14 protein-coding genes and 1 pseudogene are annotated in these 21,665 nt (G+C 66.7%); 11 read left to right on the top strand and 4 right to left on the bottom strand.

The genetic code is table 11. From position 1 onward, the window contains the following. Nucleotides 1–119: 119 nt before the first annotated feature. The 6 genes from M3I56_RS27785 to M3I56_RS27760 all read left to right on the top strand — a co-directional run bounded on the left by M3I56_RS27785 (nucleotide 120) and on the right by M3I56_RS27760 (nucleotide 6,382). Nucleotides 120–806: an HAD family phosphatase gene (locus M3I56_RS27785; RefSeq protein ID WP_254356689.1), complete on the top strand. Its 687-nt coding sequence runs from the start codon at nucleotides 120–122 to the stop codon at nucleotides 804–806. Nucleotides 807–979: 173 nt separating this feature from the next. Next, a complete protein-coding gene (locus tag M3I56_RS27780; protein WP_254356688.1) occupies nucleotides 980–1,444 on the top strand; it encodes a MarR family winged helix-turn-helix transcriptional regulator in 465 nt (154 codons plus the stop codon). A 17-nt stretch (nucleotides 1,445–1,461) separates the two neighbouring features. Then, nucleotides 1,462–3,600, top strand: coding sequence for an FUSC family protein (locus M3I56_RS27775; protein WP_254356687.1), 2,139 nt, complete (start codon nucleotides 1,462–1,464; stop codon nucleotides 3,598–3,600). Nucleotides 3,601–3,637: 37 nt separating this feature from the next. Beyond that, nucleotides 3,638–3,847, top strand: coding sequence for a DUF1656 domain-containing protein (locus tag M3I56_RS27770; RefSeq protein WP_027818583.1), 210 nt, complete (start codon nucleotides 3,638–3,640; stop codon nucleotides 3,845–3,847). A 7-nt stretch (nucleotides 3,848–3,854) separates the two neighbouring features. Then, entirely contained in the window at nucleotides 3,855–4,835 is a 981-nt protein-coding gene (locus M3I56_RS27765) for an HlyD family secretion protein (RefSeq protein ID WP_254356712.1), read from the top strand. Further along, the gene (locus M3I56_RS27760; protein WP_254356686.1) at nucleotides 4,832–6,382 is read left to right on the top strand and encodes an efflux transporter outer membrane subunit; all 1,551 of its coding nucleotides are present in this window, start codon (nucleotides 4,832–4,834) and stop codon (nucleotides 6,380–6,382) included. The genes M3I56_RS27765 and M3I56_RS27760 overlap by 4 nt, the downstream gene beginning before the upstream one ends. Before the next feature lie 17 nt (nucleotides 6,383–6,399). On the opposite strand, the gene pbpC is transcribed toward M3I56_RS27760, so the two are convergent. The 3 genes from pbpC to M3I56_RS27745 all read right to left on the bottom strand — a co-directional run bounded on the left by pbpC (nucleotide 6,400) and on the right by M3I56_RS27745 (nucleotide 15,599). Next, on the bottom strand, nucleotides 6,400–8,676 hold the full coding sequence (gene pbpC / locus M3I56_RS27755) for a penicillin-binding protein 1C (protein WP_254356685.1): 2,277 nt from the start codon (nucleotides 8,674–8,676) through the stop codon (nucleotides 6,400–6,402). Next, on the bottom strand, nucleotides 8,673–14,711 hold the full coding sequence (locus M3I56_RS27750) for an alpha-2-macroglobulin (protein ID WP_254356684.1): 6,039 nt from the start codon (nucleotides 14,709–14,711) through the stop codon (nucleotides 8,673–8,675). Before M3I56_RS27750 ends, pbpC begins: the two co-directional genes overlap by 4 nt. Nucleotides 14,712–15,263: 552 nt before the next feature. After that, nucleotides 15,264–15,599, bottom strand: coding sequence for a DUF4148 domain-containing protein (locus tag M3I56_RS27745; RefSeq protein WP_254356683.1), 336 nt, complete (start codon nucleotides 15,597–15,599; stop codon nucleotides 15,264–15,266). Nucleotides 15,600–15,852: 253 nt separating this feature from the next. Between M3I56_RS27745 and M3I56_RS27740 the strand changes: the two genes are divergently transcribed. Both M3I56_RS27740 and M3I56_RS27735 read left to right on the top strand, forming a co-directional pair. After that, nucleotides 15,853–17,247 (top strand): selenium-binding family protein, encoded by a 1,395-nt coding sequence (locus tag M3I56_RS27740; RefSeq protein ID WP_254356682.1) that lies wholly within the window; start codon nucleotides 15,853–15,855, stop codon nucleotides 17,245–17,247. Between the two features lie 14 nt (nucleotides 17,248–17,261). Further along, nucleotides 17,262–17,891, top strand: coding sequence for a hypothetical protein (locus M3I56_RS27735; protein ID WP_254356681.1), 630 nt, complete (start codon nucleotides 17,262–17,264; stop codon nucleotides 17,889–17,891). Between the two features lie 9 nt (nucleotides 17,892–17,900). Here M3I56_RS27735 and M3I56_RS27730 read toward each other — a convergent pair whose 3' ends face one another. After that, nucleotides 17,901–18,308: an SDR family NAD(P)-dependent oxidoreductase gene (locus tag M3I56_RS27730; protein WP_309249192.1), complete on the bottom strand. Its 408-nt coding sequence runs from the start codon at nucleotides 18,306–18,308 to the stop codon at nucleotides 17,901–17,903. A 29-nt stretch (nucleotides 18,309–18,337) separates the two neighbouring features. Here M3I56_RS27730 and M3I56_RS27725 point away from each other — a divergent pair, with 29 nt between their 5' ends. From M3I56_RS27725 to M3I56_RS41725, 3 genes and pseudogenes are all read left to right on the top strand, one after another. Next, a complete protein-coding gene (locus tag M3I56_RS27725; RefSeq protein ID WP_254356679.1) occupies nucleotides 18,338–20,086 on the top strand; it encodes a recombinase family protein in 1,749 nt (582 codons plus the stop codon). A 266-nt stretch (nucleotides 20,087–20,352) separates the two neighbouring features. Further along, on the top strand, nucleotides 20,353–20,622 hold the full coding sequence (locus tag M3I56_RS27720) for a helix-turn-helix domain-containing protein (protein WP_254356678.1): 270 nt from the start codon (nucleotides 20,353–20,355) through the stop codon (nucleotides 20,620–20,622). A 266-nt stretch (nucleotides 20,623–20,888) separates the two neighbouring features. Beyond that, nucleotides 20,889–21,560 (top strand): annotated as a pseudogene (locus M3I56_RS41725) (AAA family ATPase); the annotation flags it as partial. Nucleotides 21,561–21,665 lie beyond the last annotated feature (105 nt).

Genomic DNA, 21,665 nt, shown 5'->3' with positions numbered 1-21,665 from the left:
CCCCCCTCTGCGACTTGCCCGCGAAAAGCCCGCGCAAACGCGACCCCGGTTATCATCGCGCTCTCGCGTACGCGATCCCGATGCGCGCCGCATGATGCAACCGCAACCGCAGGCAAACGATGTCCCCCATCCCCTTCGACGCCATCCTCTTCGACTGCGACGGCGTGCTCGTCGACTCAGAACGCATTACGCACGTGGTGCTCACGCAGATGCTGGGCGAACTCGGCTGGACGCTCGACGTGGACGAAGCCATGCGCATCTTCGTCGGTAAGGTCGTGAAAGACGAAGCCGCGCGCATCGAGGCGCATACGGGCTTCGCGATTACCGACGCCTGGCTCGAAGGCTTTCGCGCGCGACGCAACGAAGCGCTGGAGCGCGATCTCGTCGAGATTCCGGGCTCGCCCGCGGCCGTGCGCGCGGTGCGCGCGGCAATGAATGGCCGCATCGCCGTCGCCTCGGGTGCGGACCGGCGCAAGGTCGAGTTGCAACTGCGCAAGGTGAACCTGCTCGACTGCTTCGCAGGCCACATCTACAGCGGCCACGAAACGCCGCGCAGCAAGCCGCATCCCGACGTCTACCTCGCGGCGGCAGCCGGCCTCGGCGTGAAGCCTGCCCGCTGCGCCGTGATCGAGGACACGGTTACGGGTGCGCGCGCGGGCCTCGCCGCGGGCGCCACCGTGTTCGGCTACAGCCCGCCCGAGCCCGGCCACAGCAGCGCGCAGGCGCTGCTCGAGGCGGGCGTTGCGCACGTCTTCACCGACATGGTGCAGCTTCCCGCCCTGCTTTCCCACTGGTCAAATAGTTAAGCGCGTATAAAACAACGCCAAAAAAGCCGCGCGCCTCGCGCACTGTTGGCCGTACGCGTCACCGCGCACCAGATAGAAAGCAGGCTGCCCACGAGTCGCATACCATCCGATTCGTGGCGCCGCGAAAGAAAAAGATAGTTTGCTATCGAATCGCTTTGGGCTATCATCCGCCGATGTCAAATCTTCATACTTTACGCCTTGCGGTTAGCAGTACGCTCGTCGTGGCGGCACGCAAATGGCGGCGCACGACGCACGGCGCCCTCACCGCATACAACGTCTCCGAAGCATGCGCCGCGCCGCTTCTCACCGCCGGTCGGCTTGGCGAAGCCGTGCACCAGGTGACGCTTGCGGAGCACGTGGGCATCGAAGGCCCTTCGCTCGTGCGTCTGCTCGACCAGCTCTGCGCCGCAGGCCTCGTGCGCCGCGACGAAGACCCCGACGACCGCCGCGCGAAAACGATCTCGCTCACGAGCGAAGGCCGCGCCGTGACCGAGCGCATGGAGGACGAACTGCGCTCGCTGCGCGCCCGCGTGCTCAAGGGCGTGAGCCGCGCCGACCTCGAAGCGACGCTGCGCGTGCTCAACGCGTTCAATGCAGCCCCTCCCGCAGACCAGGCTGACCGGGCCTTACACGACTGAAAGCGGACAGCGGACTCATGACCTACCCCTCCATCCGCGACTGGCTCTTTTCGGTCAAGACCTTCGCCGCGTCGATGCTAGCGCTCTATATCGCGCTCAAATTTCAGCTGCCGCGACCCTATTGGGCGATGGCCAGCGTGTACATCGTCTCGAACCCGTTCGTGGGCGCCACGCGCTCGAAGGCGCTCTACCGCGCGCTCGGCACCGCGCTCGGCGCGGCCGCCGCCATCGTGCTCGTGCCGCCCTTCGTCGAAACGCCGCTGCTCTTCAGCGCAATCGTCGCGACCTGGACGGGCACGCTGCTCTATCTGGCGATCTCCGACCGCACCGCGCGCAGTTATGTGTTCATGCTCGCGGGCTATACGATGCCCCTCATCGCGCTGCCCACCGTGACCGATCCCACCACCGTGTTCGATGTGGCGATCGCGCGCACGCAGGAAATTACGGTCGGCATCATTTGCGCGAGTGTGGTGGGCAGCAACTTCCTGCCTAGCCGCCTCGCGCCCACGCTCATCGAGCGCGCCGACGCATGGTTCCGCGACGCCGCCTGGTACGGCAGCGAAACGCTCTCGGGCCATATTGCGGGCAAGGCGCTTTCGGCCTGCCGTCAACGTCTCGCCGCCACGGTCAACCAGCTCGAATTCCTGCTGAGCCAGCTGAGCTACGACCACACGCACCCCGAGATCCTCGAGCGCGCCGAGTCGCTGCGCGGGCGCATGCAGCTCTTTCTGCCGATGATCTCCGCGCTTGCCGACCCGCTCGTCGCGCTGCGCCGCGATCTGCACGTGTGGCCAGAGGGCCTCGATAGCCTGCTCGCCGATGCGGCGCGCTGGTTCGACGAACGGCTGCCCACGCGCGCCGCCGACATGCATGACGACGCGGGTGACCCGACGGCGGACATTCTGCGCAAGCGCATCGCGACGCTGCAGCCCGCGCGCGACGCGCTCTCGAGCTGGGAAGGCGCGCTGCTCTCGAATGCGCTCTGGCGGCTTGGCCAGGTGATCGACGTGTGGCAGGACTGCCGCGCACTGCGCGCGCTCATCGCGCACGAAGCGAAAATCGGCTCGTGGCGGCCGCGCTATCGTCACTGGCGCCTTGGCGGCACCGAACGCTTCTACGATCGCGGCCTCATGGTGTTCTCGTGCCTCGTGCCGGTGAGCGCGATTCTCGTGGCTTGCTGGCTATGGGTCAGCTCGGGCTGGCACGACGGCGCGGGCGCGGTGACGCTTGCGGCCGTGGCCTGCTGCTTTTTTGCGGCGTCAGACGAGCCCGCACCGCTGGTGTTCCGCTTTTTCCTCGCCACCGCGGCGAGCGTGGTATTCGCGGGCCTTTATCTTTTCGTTGCGCTGCCCAAGGTGCACGACTTCGCGATGCTCGTGCTGCTGTTCGCGGGCCCGTTCATCCTGATCGGTACGCTCATTCCGCGTCCGGCCTTCAACATGGTGACGATGCTCGTGGCCGTGAACACGGCCACCTTCATCAGCGTGCAGAGTGCCTACGAGTCAGACTTCTTCGTCTTCCTGAACAGCAATATCGCCGGCGTGGCGGGCCTCCTGTTCGCCTATCTGTGGACCCGCGTCACGCGCCCGTTCGGCGCCGAACTCGCGGCGCGGCGCCTCCTGCGCTCGAGCTGGAGCGACGTCGCGCTCTCGGCATCGCCCACGCCTATCGCGGACCAGCGCAATCTCACCTCGCGCATGGTCGATCGCCTCATGCAGCTCATTCCGCGTCTCGCGGCTTCCGACGAGCATCGCCATCCGTCGATCGAGAGCTTCCGCGACCTGCGTATCGCGCTCAATTCGCTCGATTTGCGGCGCTCGCGCCACAAGCTCGACGGCGACGTGCCCGACGCGATCGACCGTGTGCTCGCGGGCGTCAGCGACCACTATGCGCGCTGCGCGCGTGCGAGCGAGCGCCAGGACGCCCCGTCCGCGCTGCTCTCCAGCATCGACGACGCCATGCGCCGTGTCGCGGCCCGCGCGCGCGCGCAATTGCCGCCCGCCACGCTTGCCGACGCCGATGCCCAGCCCGCGCCGCGCGCGCTCGTCTCGCAGCGCTGGCTGCGCGACACGCTGCACGCGCTGGTGGGCCTGCGCATCGCGCTCTATCCGGCGCTTGCGGCGCAATCTCCATCGAACCCGGAGGCCACGGCATGAGCGCGCATTCCTCTTATCCTTTTTCGAAACCCGCATCATGATCGGCGAAATCGATATCTTTGGCGTGTTCGTGCCCGCCGTGCTCGTGCTGATGCTGATCGCGTACCTCATCAATGTCGTAATTGGCAAGGTGCTCACGCGCGTCGGCTTTTACCGGCTCGTGTGGCATCGTTCCATTTTCGATCTCGGCATCTATGTCTTCGTGCTGGCTGCCGTCATCATCGTGTCGCATCGCTTCGTGAATTAACGTGAACGTGAAAAAAACCTGGTTCTCCGCAGGACAGATCCTGCTGACGCTCATCGTCGTCGTGGTCGCCGCCCTCGTGCTGTGGCGCATCGTCAACTACTACATGTTCTCGCCGTGGACGCGCGACGGCCGCGTGCGCGCCGACGTGATCCAGGTCGCGCCCGACGTGGGCGGCCTCATCACCCGTGTCGACGTCGCCGACAACCAGCAGGTCAAGCAAGGCCAGGAGCTGTTCGTGATCGACCAGGCGCGCTACTCGCTCGCGCTGCGCCTCGCCGAGGCCACGCTCGAGCAGCGCAAGGCCACGCTCGCCCAGGCAAAGCGCGAATACGCGCGCAATATCGCGCTCGGCAATCTCGTGGCGGCGGAAACGCTGGAGGAAAGCCGCACGCGCGTCGATCAGGGCGAAGCCGCGGCGGCCGACGCCCAGGTCCAGGTCGACACCGCCAAGCTCAATCTTCAGCGCACGACGATCGTGAGCCCCGTGGACGGCTATTTGAACGACCGCGCGCCGCGTGTCGGCGAGTACGTCACGGCAGGCCGCGCGGTGGTCGCCGTGGTGGACATGCATTCGTTCCGCGTGGACGGCTACTTCGAGGAAACGCGCCTGCACGGCATTCAAATCGGCCAACCCGTGGAGATCACGGTGATGGGCGAGACGCGACCGCTGCGTGGTCATGTGCAGAGCATCGTCGCCGCGATCGAGGACCGCGACCGCCAGGCGGCGCCGAACCTGCTGCCCAACGTGAATCCGGCGTTCAGCTGGGTGCGTCTCGCGCAGCGCATTCCGGTGCGCGTGGCGCTCGATGAAGTGCCCGACGATTTCCGCATGATCGCGGGCCGCACGGCAACCGTGGCCGTGCGCACCGAAGCGGGCAACGACCGCCAGGCCGCCCACGCGAACCATGCAAGCGGCGCCGTCGCTTCGCAGCCCGCTACGGGTGCGAGCGGCCCCGCCGCTTCCCAGGCTGCCGGAGCTTCGCAATGACACGCCGCAGTCTCTGGCGCCGCCACCGCTTTTGGCCCAACCTCGCGCTCGCGCCGCTCACGCTCGCGCTGGGCGCGTGCATCACGCTCGGTCCCAACTACCACGTGCCGCAGGAAGCCGTGGTCAATGCGCCGCTCGCACAGGGCCCGATCGAAGGCGCGGACCATGCGCCCGTCTCGCAACTGGGCGTGCCCGCCAACTGGTGGCAGCTCTACGACGACCCCACGCTCAACGAACTCGTGCAGGAAGCGCTGAAGTCGAACACGGACCTGCGCGTGGCGGCTGCGAACCTCGCGCGCTCGCGGGCGGCGGTCGACATCGCCAACGCACAGGGCGGCTTCTCGGGCAACGCGCATGCCGCCGCCGAGCGCGCGCAGGTGTCGGGCGAGCAGTACCTCCTGTTCGAGAAGGTGCCTGTCGCGACGCTGGGCGACCTCGGCGTCAACATCTCGTACGAATTCGACCTGTTCGGCAAGCTCCGGCGCGGCGTGGAAGCCGCGCGCGCCGACGACGCGGCCGTGGAAGCCGCGGCCGATCTCGCGCGCATTACCGTGGTCGCCAACGTGGCGCAGGCTTACGTGGAATCGTGCTCGGCCGCCGAGGAACTGGAGATCGCGCAGGAATCGCTCAAGCTGCAAAATGAGCGCGTCGCGCTCACGAAGCGCCTGCGCGACGCGGGCCGCGGCAACCAGCCCGACGTGACGCGCGGCCAGACCCAGGCCAATACGATCGCCGCCGATATCCCGCGCTTCGAGGGACGCCGCCGCGTGGCCCAGTATCAGCTCGCCATGCTGCTCGCGCGCGCGCCCAAGGACCTGCCGCCCGCCGCGCTCGCGTGCAGCCGACTGCCCAGGCTCAAGCAGCCGATTCCCGTCGGCGACGGCGCCGGGCTCCTCAAGCGCCGCCCCGACGTGCGCGAGGCCGAACGCCAGCTCGCGGCATCGACGGCGCGCATTGGTGTGGCGATCGCCGAGATGTACCCCGACGTCACGTTCGGTGCAGGCGTGGGCACGGTAGGCCTGACGAGCGATCTGTTCACCCCCGCGACCAACGCCTGGTCGTTCGGACCCCTGATCAGCTGGACCTTCCCGGTCAACGGCCAGCGCGACCGCGTGCGCGCCGCAGAGGCCGCGACGGGCGGCGCGCTCGCGCACTTCGACGGCGTGGTGCTCAACGCGCTGCGCGAAACGCAGTCGAGCCTCGCGACCTATGCCGCCGACGACCAGCGCGCCGACGCGCTGCGCACGGCCTACACGTCCGCGCAGCAGTCGGCGGACGAAACGCATCGTCTCTATGCGGCAGGCCGCGAAGCGTTCCTCTCCGACCTCGACGCCACGCGCACGCTCACCACTGTGCACGCGCAGGTCGCGGCAGCCGAAGGCCAGGTCGCGCTCGACCAGGTGCGCTTGTTCCTCGCGCTGGGCGGCGGCTGGGAAGGCAATCAGCAAACGCCGCAGCAGCAGGGGGCGCAAGGCACCCAGCCGGCACCAGCGGCACCGACGGCACCGGCGGCCACCGCCGCGACTGCGCCCACGCCCGCGAATTAAAGGCGCCGGCCTCTCGTTCAGCGCGCCACGCCGCCTTGCGCGGCGTCGGCGCGCATCGACTTCTGCGGCTTCGCAAGCGCGCCGCGTACTTCGAAGCGCACGGTATCGGTCACCCGCCCTTTCGCATCGACGAGTTCCAGCGTGTGCTTGCCCGGCCAGGGCAGCCACGCGACGCGCACGGCGCCACCCAACGCCTTGCCGTCCAGGCGCCAGCTCACGCGCGCGTTCGAGCCCGTGGCACGCTCGAACCAGACGCGCTGACGCTGCGCGGGAATGTCGGGATCGAGCGCGAAAATGGTGCCGTCCACGGGGCTGCCGATTTGCGCGGGTCCACGCGCGAGATCGGCTGCATTCGATGCGAGCCCCACTAGCGGCGTAGACGTGCCCGCGATGAACCACTCGTTGCGGGAAGGCTCCACGGTATTGGCGAACTGCACGCGCACGCGCTCGACGCCAGGCGGCGCGGCAGGCGCGACACTTGGCACGCGCCGATGCAGATAGCCGACGATGGCAGCCCACACCGGCGCCGCGCCGGTCACGCCCGAGACGTCCCACATGGGCGAACCATCGGCGTTGCCGACCCACACGCCCACCGTATAGCGCGACGTGAAGCCCACGGTCCAGTTGTCGCGCATGTCCTTGCTCGTGCCCGTCTTGACCGCGGAAAACATGCGGGTATCCAGCGGACTGTCGAAATCGAAGGTACGCGTGCGCGCATTGTTGTCGGCGAGAACGTCGGTGACGATGAACGCGGACTCGCGGCTGAATACCCGCTTCGACCCGCTATTCAATGCGGCCTGCCCAGACGCAGGCAATTCGGCGATCGGGCTCACGACGCCGCCATTGGCCAGCGCGCGATACGCGTTGGCGAGCGTGACGAGGCTCACATCCGCGCTGCCCAGCGCGAGACTGAAGCCGTAGTAGTCGCCCGCCTGCGTGAGCGGCAGGCCGAGCGCCGTGAGCGTCTTCGCGAATCGATGCGGCGTCACCATCACGAGCGTGCGCACGGCCGGCACGTTCAGCGACGAGCCGAGCGCGGTGCGCACGCTCACCCAGCCCTTGAAGCCCTTGTCGTAGTTCTGCGGCATGTAGAGGCCGCCGCCCGCCGCGAGATCGAGCGGGGCGTCGTCGAGCAGCGAAGCGGTCGTCACGCGGCGCTCGTCGATGGCCTCGGCGTAAAGAAAGGGCTTGAGCGTCGAGCCCGCCTGGCGCAGCGCGAGCGCCGCGTCGACCTCGCGCGCCTTCGACAGGCCGCCTGACGACCCGACCCACGCAAGCACTTCGCCCGTTGCGTTGTCCAGCACGACGACCGCGCCGTCCTGCACGTTGCGCGGATGCGCGCGCGCATTGAGTTCGATGAGCGTGCGTGTGAGCGTATCGCGCGCGTAGCGTTGCAGGTTCGCATCGAGCGTCGAGCGCACGCGCATGCCGGGCGCGGGATGCACGGCGTTCGCGATCTGGCGCGCAAAGTGGGGGGCCAGCTGCGGCGAGTTTTCGCTTCGCCCGTCAAACGAGAGATCGTCGGCGGCGATAGCCGGGCGCGCGAAGGCCATCTGCACGAAGGCATCGAGATTCGGGCAGCCGCCATCGACATTCGCTGCGCGCATATCGCGCAGGATGCGGCACGCGCGCGTGGCGACCTTCGTATAAGGCGCATTGGGCGCGCGGATCAGCGCGGCGGCGACGGCCGATTCGCGTTCGTCGAGCCCCGACGGCGCCTTGCCGAACAGCGTTTGCGAAAGCGCCGCAAGACCCACGGTCTCGCCGCGGAACGGCACGAGGTTCAAATACGCCTCGAGAATCTGGTCCTTGCGCCAGGTCCGTTCGAGCCGCAGCGCGTCGACGGCTTGCACGGCCTTTTGCGCGAGCGAGCGCTGGCCCGAGTGCTTCGGATCGTCGTCGAGCAGGCCCGTGAGCTGCATCGTGACCGTGGATGCCCCGCGCGTGCGTGTACTCCACAGGTTCGCCCAGGCGGCGGCCGTCGCGCCGCGCCAGTCCACGCCGTTGTGCTCGTAGAATCGTTTGTCCTCCGAAACGACGATGGCCTCGCGCAGCGCCGGCGACACGTCGGCGAGCGCGACCCAGTCGCCGCGCCTCGCGGTGTGTTCCACCCGCGTGCGCTGCAATGGCGTGCCGTCGCGCGCCAGCAGGACCCAGTCGGAGCTTTTCCACTGGCCGCGCACGTCATCGAACGTCGGCAGTGCGAACGCGGGCCGCGGCAGCAGCACGAGGCACAGCACGGCGACGCCGAGTGCCCCCGCCGCGCGCTGCCTTAGCGCGTATGAGACGCTCATGGCGCCGCCTTCACGACCACCGGCGCATTCGGCGCGACGCCGAACGTAGCCGGCGCATAGAGCGCCTCCACGCGCGTGGGCGGCAACCCGAAGGTGCCGACGTTGTTGAGCCGCGCCGTGTACTCCACCGAGATCTTGCCCTTCGGCAGAAACTCGTAATAGGCACGATAGCCGTCGAAGCCGCGCTCGATGAACGCGGGCCACGGACCGTTCTCGTCCTGCTTCTCACCCTGCGTCGCCACCACCGAATCGCGCCCGAGCCCGGAGCCCAGGATCGTCGCGCCCGTGGGAATCGGATCGTTCACGACGACCCACGTCATGTCGGTTTGGGCGTCGATGTCGAGGCGCACGCGTACGACGTCGCCGCGCGTGTACACGCCCTTCACCGCGGCGTCCACCGGCGTGATGGTCTTCGTGATGCGATAGCCCGCCGCGAACGGCGCGCGCAACGCGACCGCCGCGAGGCTTTCCACCGTGGCCCACGGCTTGCCGCTTCCTTCCTGCGTCAGCGTGAGGGTCGCCGCCGCATTCTGCTTTGGCCATGCGAGCAGCGTGCTGCGCGCGGGCGCGTTGCGCGTCGCCGCCGTGGCCCCGCTGGCGCCCGATGGCGCTTGAGCCGCCGCTTGCGCCGCCGCGTTCCAGCCAACGATGCGAGACGTATCGCCGAGCTGGAGCTTCGTCGCGCCCGTCACCGGATCGTGCTCGAACACGCGCGAGAAGCGCTCGACCGCGAGCGAGCCGTATGCGTTCGCCGTCGTCGTGCTCCACGCGCCGTTGCGTTGCAGCGCGAGCAGGCCCGCCACGAGCCGCGGCATTTCTTCCTTCCACGCGGGGTTATCGACAAAGGCCAGCGCGAGGCGCGCCGCGTTGACCTCCGCGCCCGTCATGAGCCACCACAAGTCGTCTTCGGCGGCCGTGGAGAACGTCAGCTGCGTGCCCTGCCACGTGAGACGCGAGCGCAGGATCTGCTCGAGCTGCGCCAGTTTTTCCGCGCGATCCGGCACATCGCGCATGCGCGCGAGACTCTCCGCATAGTCGATCACCGCCGACGTAGGCCACTGGTTCGGCGCGATCTCGATCGAGCCGAACTGGCGCGCGTTCGCCGCGCCGTAGCGCGACAGCGCGTCGATGGCGGCGAGCTTGCGCAGATCGAGATCGCGGCGCGGCGCCCACGCATTGCGCTCGATGCGGCCTTCCACGAAGCGCGTGAGGCCCTCCACCATCTTGCTGCGCAGGGCGTCGGGAAGCGCGAAGCGCGGGTCGAGCTTCGACGCCTCGTCGCTCACCGTGAGCAGATACGCGGTGAGCGCGGTGCTGCCGCGGCTCGCGCTGTCGTCGGCAGGCGGGAAGTAGTTCGCGAGGCCGTCGCGGTCCAGATAGACCGGCAGGCGCGCTAGCTCCGCCTGCCAGCGCGCGGGGTCCCGCAGGCCGATCGCTATCGACGTCTGCTGCTCGAGGCAGGAATACGGATAGCGCGTGAACCAGCGGCGCACGCCGGGCAGACCGTCCGCGAGCTTCGGCTGCAGCGACACCGCAATGCCGCCGCGCACCACGCCTGCACGCGTCATGCTCGCGTTGGCCGGCGGCGCAACGGGAATCGAAAGCGTGCCGTCCACTTGCGCGAGCGTGGCCTGCTGCACCGTCACGGGGATCGCCGCGCTCACCTGCTGCGCGAGCTTCACCGCGTCGGCCGCATGCGCGCCGACCTGCTCCGCCGCGCTCACGTTCCACGCGAGCGCGGGCCGTTCCGCTTCGGCGAGATCGTCGGGAACCGCGACTGTCCACGCAATCTCACGCGACGAATTGGGCGCGAGGTCCACGGTCTGCGCCGCAAGCGCGAGCGGCGGCACGTTCGGCGTGACCAGCACTTTCATCGCGCGCGGGGTCGTATTGCGCAGCGTGAACTGCGCGCGGAAGGTGTCGCCCTCGCGCACCTGTGGCGGCAGGCCGGAGATCAGCTGCAGGTCCTGCGTGCTCTCGATGGTCGCGCTGCCCGTGCCGAAGCGCGCCACCCCGCTCGCCGCGATCGCGACAATGCGAAAACGCGTAATCGAGTCGTTCAGCGGCACATTCACTTGCGCCTCGCCCTTCGCATCGAGCGTGACGCGCGGGTTCCAGTAGAGCAGCGTGTCGAAGAGTTCGCGCGTCGCGCCATGCCCGCCGCCGCCGCCCGCCGGCACCGCCTTGCGCCCGAAGTGCCGCCGCCCGACGATCTCCATTTGCGCCGTCGCCGTCTCGACGCCATAGGCGCGTTGCTGCAGCATGGCGTCGAGCAGATCCCAACTGCGGTTGGGCATGAGTTCGAGCAGCGCTTCATCCACGGCCGCCACGGCGATCTGCGTACCCGCCGGCACCGGCTGGCCGCCAGGAAGCTGCACGCGCAACTGGACGTGCGACGTCGCGCGGACCGCGTAGCGTTTCGCGTCGGGCGTCACGCTCACCGCGAGGCGGTGCGCGGCGTCGCCCACGCGGATTTGCGCGAGCCCGTAACGGAAAGCCGGCTTCGACAGATCGACGAGCGGCGTGGGTGCCTCGTACTGGCGGCCCTCGTACCAGAACGCGCGCGCCCATTCGAGCGGCGCTCTCCACCCCCAGGTGAAGAACGAATACCACGGCACTTCGTGAATGCGTCCACGCAGCGCGAGCACCGAAACGTAGACGTTGGGCCCCCATGTGTCGCTCACTTTCAACTCGACGGTCGGGTCGCGCCCGTCGAGTTGCACCACGTGCGTTTCGATGATGCCCTCGCGCTCCACGGCGACGAGCGCCGTCGCGAAGCGGAACGGCATACGCACCTGGAAGCGCGCGGTCTCGCCGGGTTCGTAGCTCGTCTTTTCGGGCAGCACGTCGATGCGGTCCGTGTTCTCGCTGCCGAACCAGAGTTCATCTTCGCGCGTGACCCATACCGAGGTCGTGGCCGTGGAGGCATGACCATCGCCGTCGCGCGCCGTGGCCACGAGCTGGATATTGCCCGCTTCCTTGAGCTTCGCGTCGCATGTGAGCAAGCCGTGATCGTCGCTCGTGCCGCTGCACAGCGTGCCGAGATCGCGCGTTTCCGTGTGGTTGTCGTAGGCGTAGAAACCGCCCACCATGCGCTTGCGCGAAGTCGTCGTGATCTTCGCCACGCCGCGCACTTCGAGCTTCACGCCCGCGTGCGGCTTGCCCTGCAGGTCGAGCGCGAGCGCAGTGACCGGCACCGTCCTGCCGACAGAGACCCAATGCCCCGACTTGATGCCCGCCACCACGGCAGCGGGCCAAAGCGTGGCCGCGCCGCGGATGGTCTGCACTTCGCCGTTCGGGTCCGCGAAGGTCGCTTCGAGCGCGAGGCGCCTCGGCGCGTCCACGGCCGGCAGATTCTTCATCACGAGCGTGCCCGCACCGTTGCGGTCGAGCGTGAGCGGCTCCTTGTCGGCCACGAGCTTCGCGACCTCGTGGTCCTCCCGTGGGCCGCTGTCCTCTTCCTCGGACGTGTTGTCGGGCTGGCTCGCGCTCACATACGGCGCGAAACTGAAATCGCCGTACGTGCTGGCGAACGACGGCGTCGTGTCCTTCACGAGCGCCGAAACCTGCACGGGCAGATTCGACGCCGCGCCCCCCGACACGTAATCGATCTGCACCGCCACGCTCGCCTGCGTGGCGGCGACGAGTGGCGAAGTCTTCTCGTTCTGCACGGCGATCGTGCCCTTGAGCACCGGCAAGAGGAAGGCTTCCACGCGGAAGCTGCCGCTGTCGTAGCTCATATGAATGGCGTCCGCGCTGTTGTCGGCTTCGTCGTTGCCGTCGCTTGCCGTGCTCGCGTTCGCGTCGCCGTCGTCGAGCGAGACGTCGTATTCGCCGAGCTTCGCTTCGGGCGGCAGCACGAAGGTCGAGTCCGCCGTATGGTCGGCGGCCCACTTGAGCGGCAGATGCCACGTCTGCCCGCTGCCGGCATGGCGTATCGTCACGCGCGTGGGGTACTGCTGCGGGAGCGCGAAGCCATGCATCGTCTGGGCGCGGATGAAGTGTTTCATCGACACCGTCTCGCCCGCGCGCAGCAGCGTGCGGTCGAACACCGTATGCGCGCGCACCGTGGGCTGCACGCTCGTGTCGGTCGGCACATTGAAGCGCCACGACTCGATGCCGCGATTCCAGTCCGATTGCACGAAGGCCATGTCGGGGCCCGTTTTCGGGTCGTCGATGCGCGCGGAAACGAACAGCCCGCTATAGCTGTTTTCGCCGCAGTCGCGACGATTCGACAGCGGTCCGTCTATCGTCAGGAGTCCATGGGAATCCGTCTTTCCCGTGGCGAGCGTCTCGCCATTGCAATCCGATATGTGCACGTCGGCGCCCACTACCGGCTCGCCCTTGTCGAGCGACGTGACCCACACCACGCTGTTCTCGCGACCTTGCTTGAAGTGCACGCCCAGATTGGTGACGAGCACGGCCGTGCGCACGTACATGGGCGCCGGCTTGCCGAGCAGGGAGGCGCCCAGCGAAGGCGAAGCGAGTTCGATCACGTAGAAGCCCGGCTTCGGCACGGGAATGCCCACCACTTCGAACGGCCGCAACGCCTTTGGGTCGGCTTTGGGCAACGTGAGCGTCTCTACGCCGGGCTGGCCCTCGAGCAGGGAGAGGGAGCGCACGTCGATGATGCGCGCCTTCGCGTCGTCGTCCCCCTCGCCCGTCGTGCGCGCAATCACCACGGGCGACTTCGCGCGCGCGAGCAGCCCCGGCATCAGCTTGTCGATCGACGTTTCGCTCATGCCGAAATTGTCGAACTGGTCGACGAGGCGCATCCAGCGGCGCATGTCGGTGTCGGACTGCACAGCGAGCTTCGCGAACTTCGCCTCGCCCGCGTTGAGCCCCTGCACGTGCAGGTCCGCTTCGACATTGCGCAGCGTGACCGGCACGAGCGGCGGCGTGCCCGGCTCCGCGTAGCGCTCGATGATGCCGAAGGTCGAGGACGGGAATTTCGCGAGCGGCGGCATCGGCGCGGTCACCGTATGCAGCGGGAACAGATCGGCGTTCGCGAGCGCTCGCCCGCTTACGTCCTTGAGGCCGGCGGGTGCGGTGATCGTGAGCGTCGCGCGCTCGGCCAAGGGCGCAGCGAAAGAGATCGAGCTGACTTCGTCGCTCTTGTCATCTGGGCGGAAAGTCGGCGCGACTTCCCCCTTCGGCCCTTGCAGACGGAACTTCTGCGCGTCGGCGCGCGTAATCGGCGCGCTCAGATCGATGCGCACGGGCCGCAGCGGCGTGCATGGCGCCTTCGCATTCTCGCGCTCGCAACTCATGCTCGCGGTGAACGGCTCGCGCACCGTGAAATCGAAGCGGCGCTCCACGTCGTTGGGCGTGCCGTTCGGTCCAAGCACGCCCTTGCCGTACACGAGCTGCATCTTCGCGCTGGAGGGCAGCGTTTGCTGGCACGCGAGCGTGAGCACGCTCGCGCTGTCCTTTTCGAGCCGGAAATGTTTGAGCAGCGCCGCGCGCGTGGACGCATCGACAGGCTGCACCGGAATGCGGTTGCCGAGTCCACCCGACTCGCACCACACGTGTTCGCGCACGGAAGCCGGCGTGGCGGGCCCATTGAGCTTCAGCACGAATGCCTGGTTTTCCTCTATTTCGCCACCGTAGGGACGCACGCTCAGCGGGAACGGGCCGCCCGTGGAGAACGTGAAGCGGCGTACGCCCGTCACTGCGTTGGCCGCCTGCGATTTGAGAGCGTCGACGAGCGTGACGCTGCATTGCACGTCGGGCGGCAGATCGGCGGCGAAATCATACGCCCACGTTTTCCCGTCGATCCAGCGACCCTGGCCCGCGCCGGCAGCCGCATTGCTGCATTGCAGGCGCGCGGGGTCCTTCGCATCGGGCGCGCCGAACGCCACCATGGCCTCGTCGAACTTCACGACCACCTGGCGCACCTGCGCCACGGTCCCCTGCGGCGACACGCTCACCGCGCGCGCGGCATAGGCGCGCCACGCCCACGCCATGCTTAAGCCCAGAACCAGGGCGAGCGCCAACGTCCCCCACCCGCCTGTTGTTCGTGTTATTCGCTGCATCGACCGGTCCTCGTTTGCGCGCGCGCCGCATGGCCATTGCCGGGCGGCGTGCGGTGAATGGTACAGGGCGCCGCGCGCTCGCGCGCCGGGAATGGCCGGCCACGCGCACATGCGGGCGGCTCGCGAAGAACGCGAGCGCCGGCGCGCAGCATGACGCGAATCGGCAATTCGCGGTATCGGAAACCGCTGAATTTGCGAACGGGCTAAGGGGAAGGGAGAACCGCGGGGAAGCGGCTAGCCGGACTCGCGGACGCGAGCCGATGAGAGTCGAGGGAAAGGCGTAGTGAAGGTGCGCTAGTGACGGCTGCCGCGCGCCGCGGCTCGCCATCGACCGCGAGCGGCCACTGGCCGCCCGCACTACATCGGACTACATCGCTTCGCGATACCGCGCCGCCGGCTGCGACTGGCAGAAGTTCGCGAACATTGCAGATCGGGCGGCTTCGATGCGCCGCCTGCGCAGCGGGAAAATGAATCAGCCCGCAATGCGCCTTGGCGCCATCGCGGGCTGATATTCATCATGCGGCATGAATCGGCTTCCTGCCGCCGCAAAACTCATTGTGCGTTGTACACCGGCGGCGAATAGCTGCTCACCGCGCCATCGGTACGCGCACCGCTTTGCGACGAGCCGCTCGTGGCCGGGCCATAGCCGGTTGCCTGCGCAGCGGCCGCACCGCCTTGCGCGTTCACGCGCGCCTGGGCTTGTTGCAGATCAGCGGGGTAATACAGGTCGTTCACCGAAGGACGATAACCCGCGGCTTCGAGCTGTACCAGCTCACCGCGCACCTGGGCACGCGTCACAGGACCATTACCGCCTTGCGACTGTGCAAATGAAATGGCCGGCACTGCAAGCACGGCAGCGATCGCAACGGCCTTGATGAGCGTTCTCATGACTAACCTCCAGTAACTTGATCGAATCGGCGCAGCGGCTTGTCTGCATCCGTTGGGTACAAGTCTAGGAACGTTGGCCTCGCGAATAAATGCTGCAAAGGCGAATTTACTATTCTCGCAGCGCGGATAATCGGCTTTCATTGCTCCAATGCATAAGCTTCTATACGGATGGAATATGGAACATGTGAGCAACGCACTGTGCCACTCTGATGCATGATAGGGGCTCTTCCGAATCTTCGATGAGGGGGCAGCAATGGCGACCTGGCAACCGGACCCGACCTTCTACCCGTCTGCGCGCATGGCAGGCGAAGCCCCGCCGGAGACACTGGCATACGTCGCCAGCTTCGACCCCACACGCAGCGTGCCCGATTCGCTCGACGTGGTCGATCTGGACCCCCGTTCGCCGGAATTCGGGCGCATCGTGCATCGGCTCGCTATGCCCAACGTCGGCGACGAACTCCACCATTTCGGCTGGAATGCCTGCAGTTCGTGCCTGTGCCCCAATGCCCCCCACGCGCATACCGAGCGCCGCTATCTCGTCGTGCCCGGGCTGCGCTCCTCGCGCATCCATATTGTCGACACGAGGCCCGACGCGCGCCGCCCGCATATCGCACGCGTACACGAGCCCGAGAGCGTCGCACAGCGCGCGGGCTACACGCGACCGCACACCGTGCATTGCGGGCCGGATGGCATTTATGTGACGTCGCTTGCGAATGCGCAGGGCGAGGCGCCCGGCGGGGTCTTCCTGATGGACCACGAGAGTTTCGATATTCTCGGCCAGTGGGAGATCGACCGCGGCCCGCAACAGCTCGCCTACGACGGCTGGTGGCACCTCGGCTATGACACGCTCGTGACGAGCGAGTGGGGCCTGCCCGCGACCTTCGAGAACGGCCTCGTGCCCGAGGTCCTGCTGGGCGGCCAGTATGGCCATCGCCTGCACTTCTGGGATCTGCACACGCGCCAGCACAAGCAGGTGCTCGACTTCGGCGCGGAAAACCAGCTCGTGTTCGAGCTACGCCCCGCGCACAACCCCACGCGCCCCTACGGTTTCGTGAACTCCGTGATCAGCCTGAAGGACCTCTCGGCCTCGATCTGGCAGTGGTATCTCGATGGCGACCAGTGGGCCGCACGCAAGATCATCGAAATTCCGGCCGAGCCGGCCAATCCCGAGCATCTGCCGCCCATGCTCAAGGGATTTGCGGCCGTGCCGCCGCTCGTCACCGATATCGCACTCTCGCTCGACGACCGCTTCCTCTACGCGGCTTGCTGGGGAACGGGCGATTTGCGCCAGTACGATGTATCGGACCCCGAACATGCGCGCCTGACGGGTTGCGTGCGCATCGGCGGCATCGCGGCGCGCGCGGCGCATCCGTTTGCGCCCGGGCGCGCGCTCAACGGCGGCCCGCAAATGGTGGAAGTGAGCCGCGACGGCCGGCGCGTCTATTTCAGCAACTCGCTGTATGGTGCGATCGACGCGCAGTTCTATCCCGAAGGCATCGACGGCTGGATGGTGAAACTCGACGCCGCGCCCGAAGGCGGCCTCGAATTCGACGAGCGCTTCTTTGTCGACTGGCCGAAGTCGCACCGGCCGCACCAGATCCGGCTCGAAGGCGGTGATTGCTCATCCGATTCGTACTGCTACCCATAAGTGCGGGGCATGATATGGAGGAAGTCTTCGGCGCGCACTGGGGCGCCTGGGCAGCCGTGGTGGGCAGCGGCGTCTTTCACGGCGTGAATCCGGCGATGGGCTGGCTCTTCGCGACCGCGCTCGGGCTGCAGCGCGGCAGCCGCACGGCGCTGCTGCTCGCCTTGCCGCCCATCGCGCTCGGTCACGCCGCGTCCATTCTGCTGTTCACGAGTTCCACCGCGGCGCTGGGCGCGCACCTGCCTGGCGCCGCGCTGCATGGGTGCCTGGGCGCGCTGCTGATCGCGTGGGCCGCGTGGCAGCACGCATATGGGCACCGGCACCGCGTGCGCGTGGGGATGACCGTGGGCTTTGCCGGGCTTGCGGCGTGGTCCGCGTTGATGGCCACGCTGCACGGCGCGGGACTCATGTTGATGCCCGCCATGCTGCCGCTGTGCGGTGGAGCGGGCCTTGCGAACCCGCTTGCGCTTTCGTTTGCGTTCACCGCGCTGCATACCGTCACGACGCTCGCCACCACGGCCGTCATTGCGCTGCTCGCCTACGAGTATCTCGGTCTTGGCGTGCTGCGGCGAGGCTGGATCAACTTCGACTGGCTCTGGCGCGGCGCGCTCGTGGCGACAGGCACGCTGATGATCGCGACGGCGTGAGCCGCCGGCTCAACTCCCCGCCGGATAGTCCGTGCCAAGGCTCAACTCGCGCCACGCCTCGATATCGGCAAGCGCCGCGCGCAAGCGGTTCGCCACCGCATCGACACCGAACGCGCCCAGCACGAGATGCCGCGGCGGCTTTTCGGCTTCCGTGATGCGTATCATCGCCTGCGCCGCGCGCACCGGATCGCCCGGCTGATGCCCGCTGCCTTGCGCCGTGCGCTGCATACGCGCGCCCGCCGTTTCGGCGTAGTCATCGACACGGCTCGCCGTTTGCACGAGCGAGCGGCCCGCCCAGTCCGTGCGAAACGGGCCCGGCTCCACGCAGGTCACCTTGATGCCGAGCGGGGCGACTTCCGCCAGCAGCGAATCGGAGAATCCCTCCACGGCATGCTTGCATGCGGATACCCAATGTATATACTCGATTCAACCTCACGGAGGTTCCCATGCTCATGAAAACCAGGCCACAGAAGGCTCTGGCCCGCCCGCCACGGGTTTACACCTACGCCCGTTTTTCCAGTGCCCAGCAGGGCGACGGCAGTTCCATCGCCCGGCAGGATGCCTATGCCGAACGATGGGCGAAAGAGAACGGCCTGACGCTCGACCGCTCGTTGCGGATGGAGGATCACGGCAGAAGCGCCTACAAGGGCGCTCACCTGCGCAAGGGCGGCGCGCTCGGTGCGTTCCTGCATGAGATCGAGACAGGCAACGTCATTCCAGGCGACGCGTTGATCGTTGAAAATCTCGACCGTCTGAGCCGCGCTGAACCGCTCGATTCGCAGGAGCTTTTCGGGCGCATCGTGCGTGCGGGCATCGCCATCATTACCTCCAACGATTCGCAGGTTTACAGCCGTGAAACACTGCGCGCAAACCGCGCGTTGCTGCTTGTCGTGGATGCCCTGTGGATGCGCGCTCACGAAGAGTCCGATTCGAAGGCGCAACGTGCGCGAGGCGCGTATCGTGCGAAGTGCCAGCGTTGGCTCAAGGGCGAGCGCGGTTTACTCATCGGCGCACCGCGCGCGATCAGTTCGAAAGGCACCATCGCCAATGGCACCGATCCATGGTGGACGCTTTACAACCGCGAAACGAAGCGCTTTGAACTCGTTGAGCCTGCAACGAGTGCCGTGCGTCGCGTGCTGGCGCTGTACCGCCAGGGCTACGGCTCGATCGAGATTGCGCGGCGGCTCAAGGATGAAGGCTTGGCGTTGAGCGAGTCGTGGCCGGTCTCGAAAGTCCAGCGCATTATCGCTACGCCCGCGCTCATGGGCGTGAAAGTCGTGCTGGCCGATGGCGAGCGCTATGAGTTGCCCGGCTACTATCCCCCGATCATCACGCCCGCAGAGTATGACGCGTTGCAACTGCTGGCATCGAAGCGCGGCATCCGTAAGGGCAAGGGTGAGATACCGGCGCTTGTCACAGGCACGAAGCTCGCGCACTGCGGCTTCTGCGGCTCCCCTCTCGTCTCGCAAAACGTTCGCGCCACAAAGGCCAGCGGTGAGGAATACGTCAAGCGCAGGCTGCGTTGCGCGCATGCCTACGCCCGCGGCGTGAAGTGTGAGGGCGACGTCGATAGCTGCAACGCGGAGATCGTTGAGCGCGCACTCTTCGACTTTGTTGGCGTTCAGGCAAACCTTGATGCGCTGCTCTCCGTTGAGCATTGCACAAGCCCGGAAATGCAGAAGCTCGCGGGCAGGCGCGCCGAAGTGATATCGCTTGAAGCGAAGCTGGCGAAGTACGAGCGGCGCATGCAGGATGAAGATGATCCGCTCACGCGCACCGAACGCAAGGTACTCGCCGACACTGAGACGGCGTTTGAACGCGCAGTGCAGGAAGTCGCGCGGCTTGAACGTGAAGCCTCAATCGATACACACCGCAAGCCGAGCACTGCGCGCCAGTGGGCAAAGCTTCGCAAGGCGGCGCTCGATCTCGACACCGATGCGCGCATGCAGGTGCGCAAGATGATCGTGGAGACTTTCTCGCGCATTGAAGTGTGGCTGCGCATTCCCGGAACGGTTGCCGGATACGAGGGCCTCGACACAAGCAAGTGCATCGGCATGCGCGTTGTTTCGCGGCACGGTGTAGCCCGACACCTGGTGATCAATCGCCGCGACGGCGACTGCATCGTGATTGAAGATGTGGATATCGAAAGGATCGAGCTACCACGGGACTCGCGCGAGCGTGCCGCCACCGCGTGAGCGATCACTGCACCTCACGACGAATGCCCTTCACGACGAATGCCCCTCACGGGGCATTTTTTTTACCTGGGATTTACCCTCGAAAGACATTGTAAGAAATTGATCTTAATTGATCTTAATTGATCATTTCACGTCGATTAATTGATCTTTTATGGTCGGTGCAATGATCGCCCGTGCCGAAATAGATTCCGACTATTTCCACCGCAATCGCCGCGCGAATATTCTGCGATTGTGATTGAACATCCCGGCAGTGCCTGGAGGTTGCGATGGGCGCATTGAATGTTTTGCCCGATGGTCGTATCGATACCAAGGGCGCAGCGACTTATACGGGATACACCGTCAAAACGCTTGCCATGTGGCGCTCGCAGGGCAAGGGCCCGCCCTTCGTGAAGCGCGGCAGAGTGTGGTACTTCATCGCGGATCTCGATGCGTGGCTTCGCGAAGGCGCTTCGCGCGGCGCGACAAGTGCCGCCGAGGCGAAGCGCGAGCGGCGTTCCGCAAAGTGCGATGCCCGGACAACCGCGAGCGGCGCATGAGGGGCAACCATGAGCACAAGAAAAGAAGGCCCGCTCGCGGCGGGCCCAATGATGGATACGAACGAAGAATGCATCCATCGTAATCCGCGCTTTAAATCGCCGCAAGCGCTACGCGCGTGGTTTGAGTCGCGCATAGCGCGTGAGCTTTCGCGTTGCTGTGCATTCATGAGCGAAGCCGAGTGGGTTGAGCACTGCGCGTGGATTGAGGAAGACGCCCGCGCTTCGCTGCTCGAAGCATTGCGCGCACGCGCCGATCGAGGTGCGTTATGAGTGCCGAGCCTGATGTGCAAATCGATGCTGACGCAACCAAATATGCCGACCTGATCGAGCGCAACGAAACGCGACGCGCGCAGCAGTTAAATGCCGAACAACGCCTTTACGAAGCGAAACAGCGAGAGCAGAAGGCAAAGGCGCCCGGTCATGCATTCGAACTGCCCGACGAGAGCGAGCGCGAGCCGTTGCCGCTGATCTTCGCGCGTGATGTGCTCGGCACTCTTGAATACCCGCCTCAGATCGTGGAAGACCTCATTTGCCGGGGCGAAACCGGTTTGATATGGGGCGAACCTGAAGCCGGGAAATCGACGTGCGCGCTGCATCTGGCCGCGTGCGTAGCGACGGGCTCGATGTTCCTTGGGCAACGAACGATAAGGCATGGTGTGCTGTACGTCGCGCCTGAAGGGGCGGGCGTGCGTCAGCGCCTGCATGCGCTCATGCGCCACTACGGGCACGACGATATGCCGCTTGCAATTGTGCCTGCATCGATCGACCTGTTTGCAGGCGTGGTGGACGTCGATCGCATTGTCGATGCGGCTCACACGCTTGAGGAGCAAACGGGCGTGGAAGTCGGGATGATCATCATCGATACGCTCGCGATGTCCATTGGCGATGCCGACGAAAACGCGTCGCGTGATATGGGCAAGGTGCTGCGGAATTTGCAGAACATTGCGCAGGCAGCACGCGCTGCAACGCTCGCGGTGCACCATGCAACAAAAAACGCGCGAGGCGAGTATCGAGGGTCCTCTGCGATTCGCGGTGCGATCGAT

Origin of the sequence: Paraburkholderia sp. CNPSo 3281 (assembly GCF_024206515.1) — a bacterium.
In the GTDB taxonomy this organism is placed as follows: domain Bacteria; phylum Pseudomonadota; class Gammaproteobacteria; order Burkholderiales; family Burkholderiaceae; genus Paraburkholderia; species Paraburkholderia nodosa.
The sequence above is the reverse complement of the archived record's forward strand: the minus strand, read 5'-3'. Positions and strand labels throughout refer to the sequence as shown.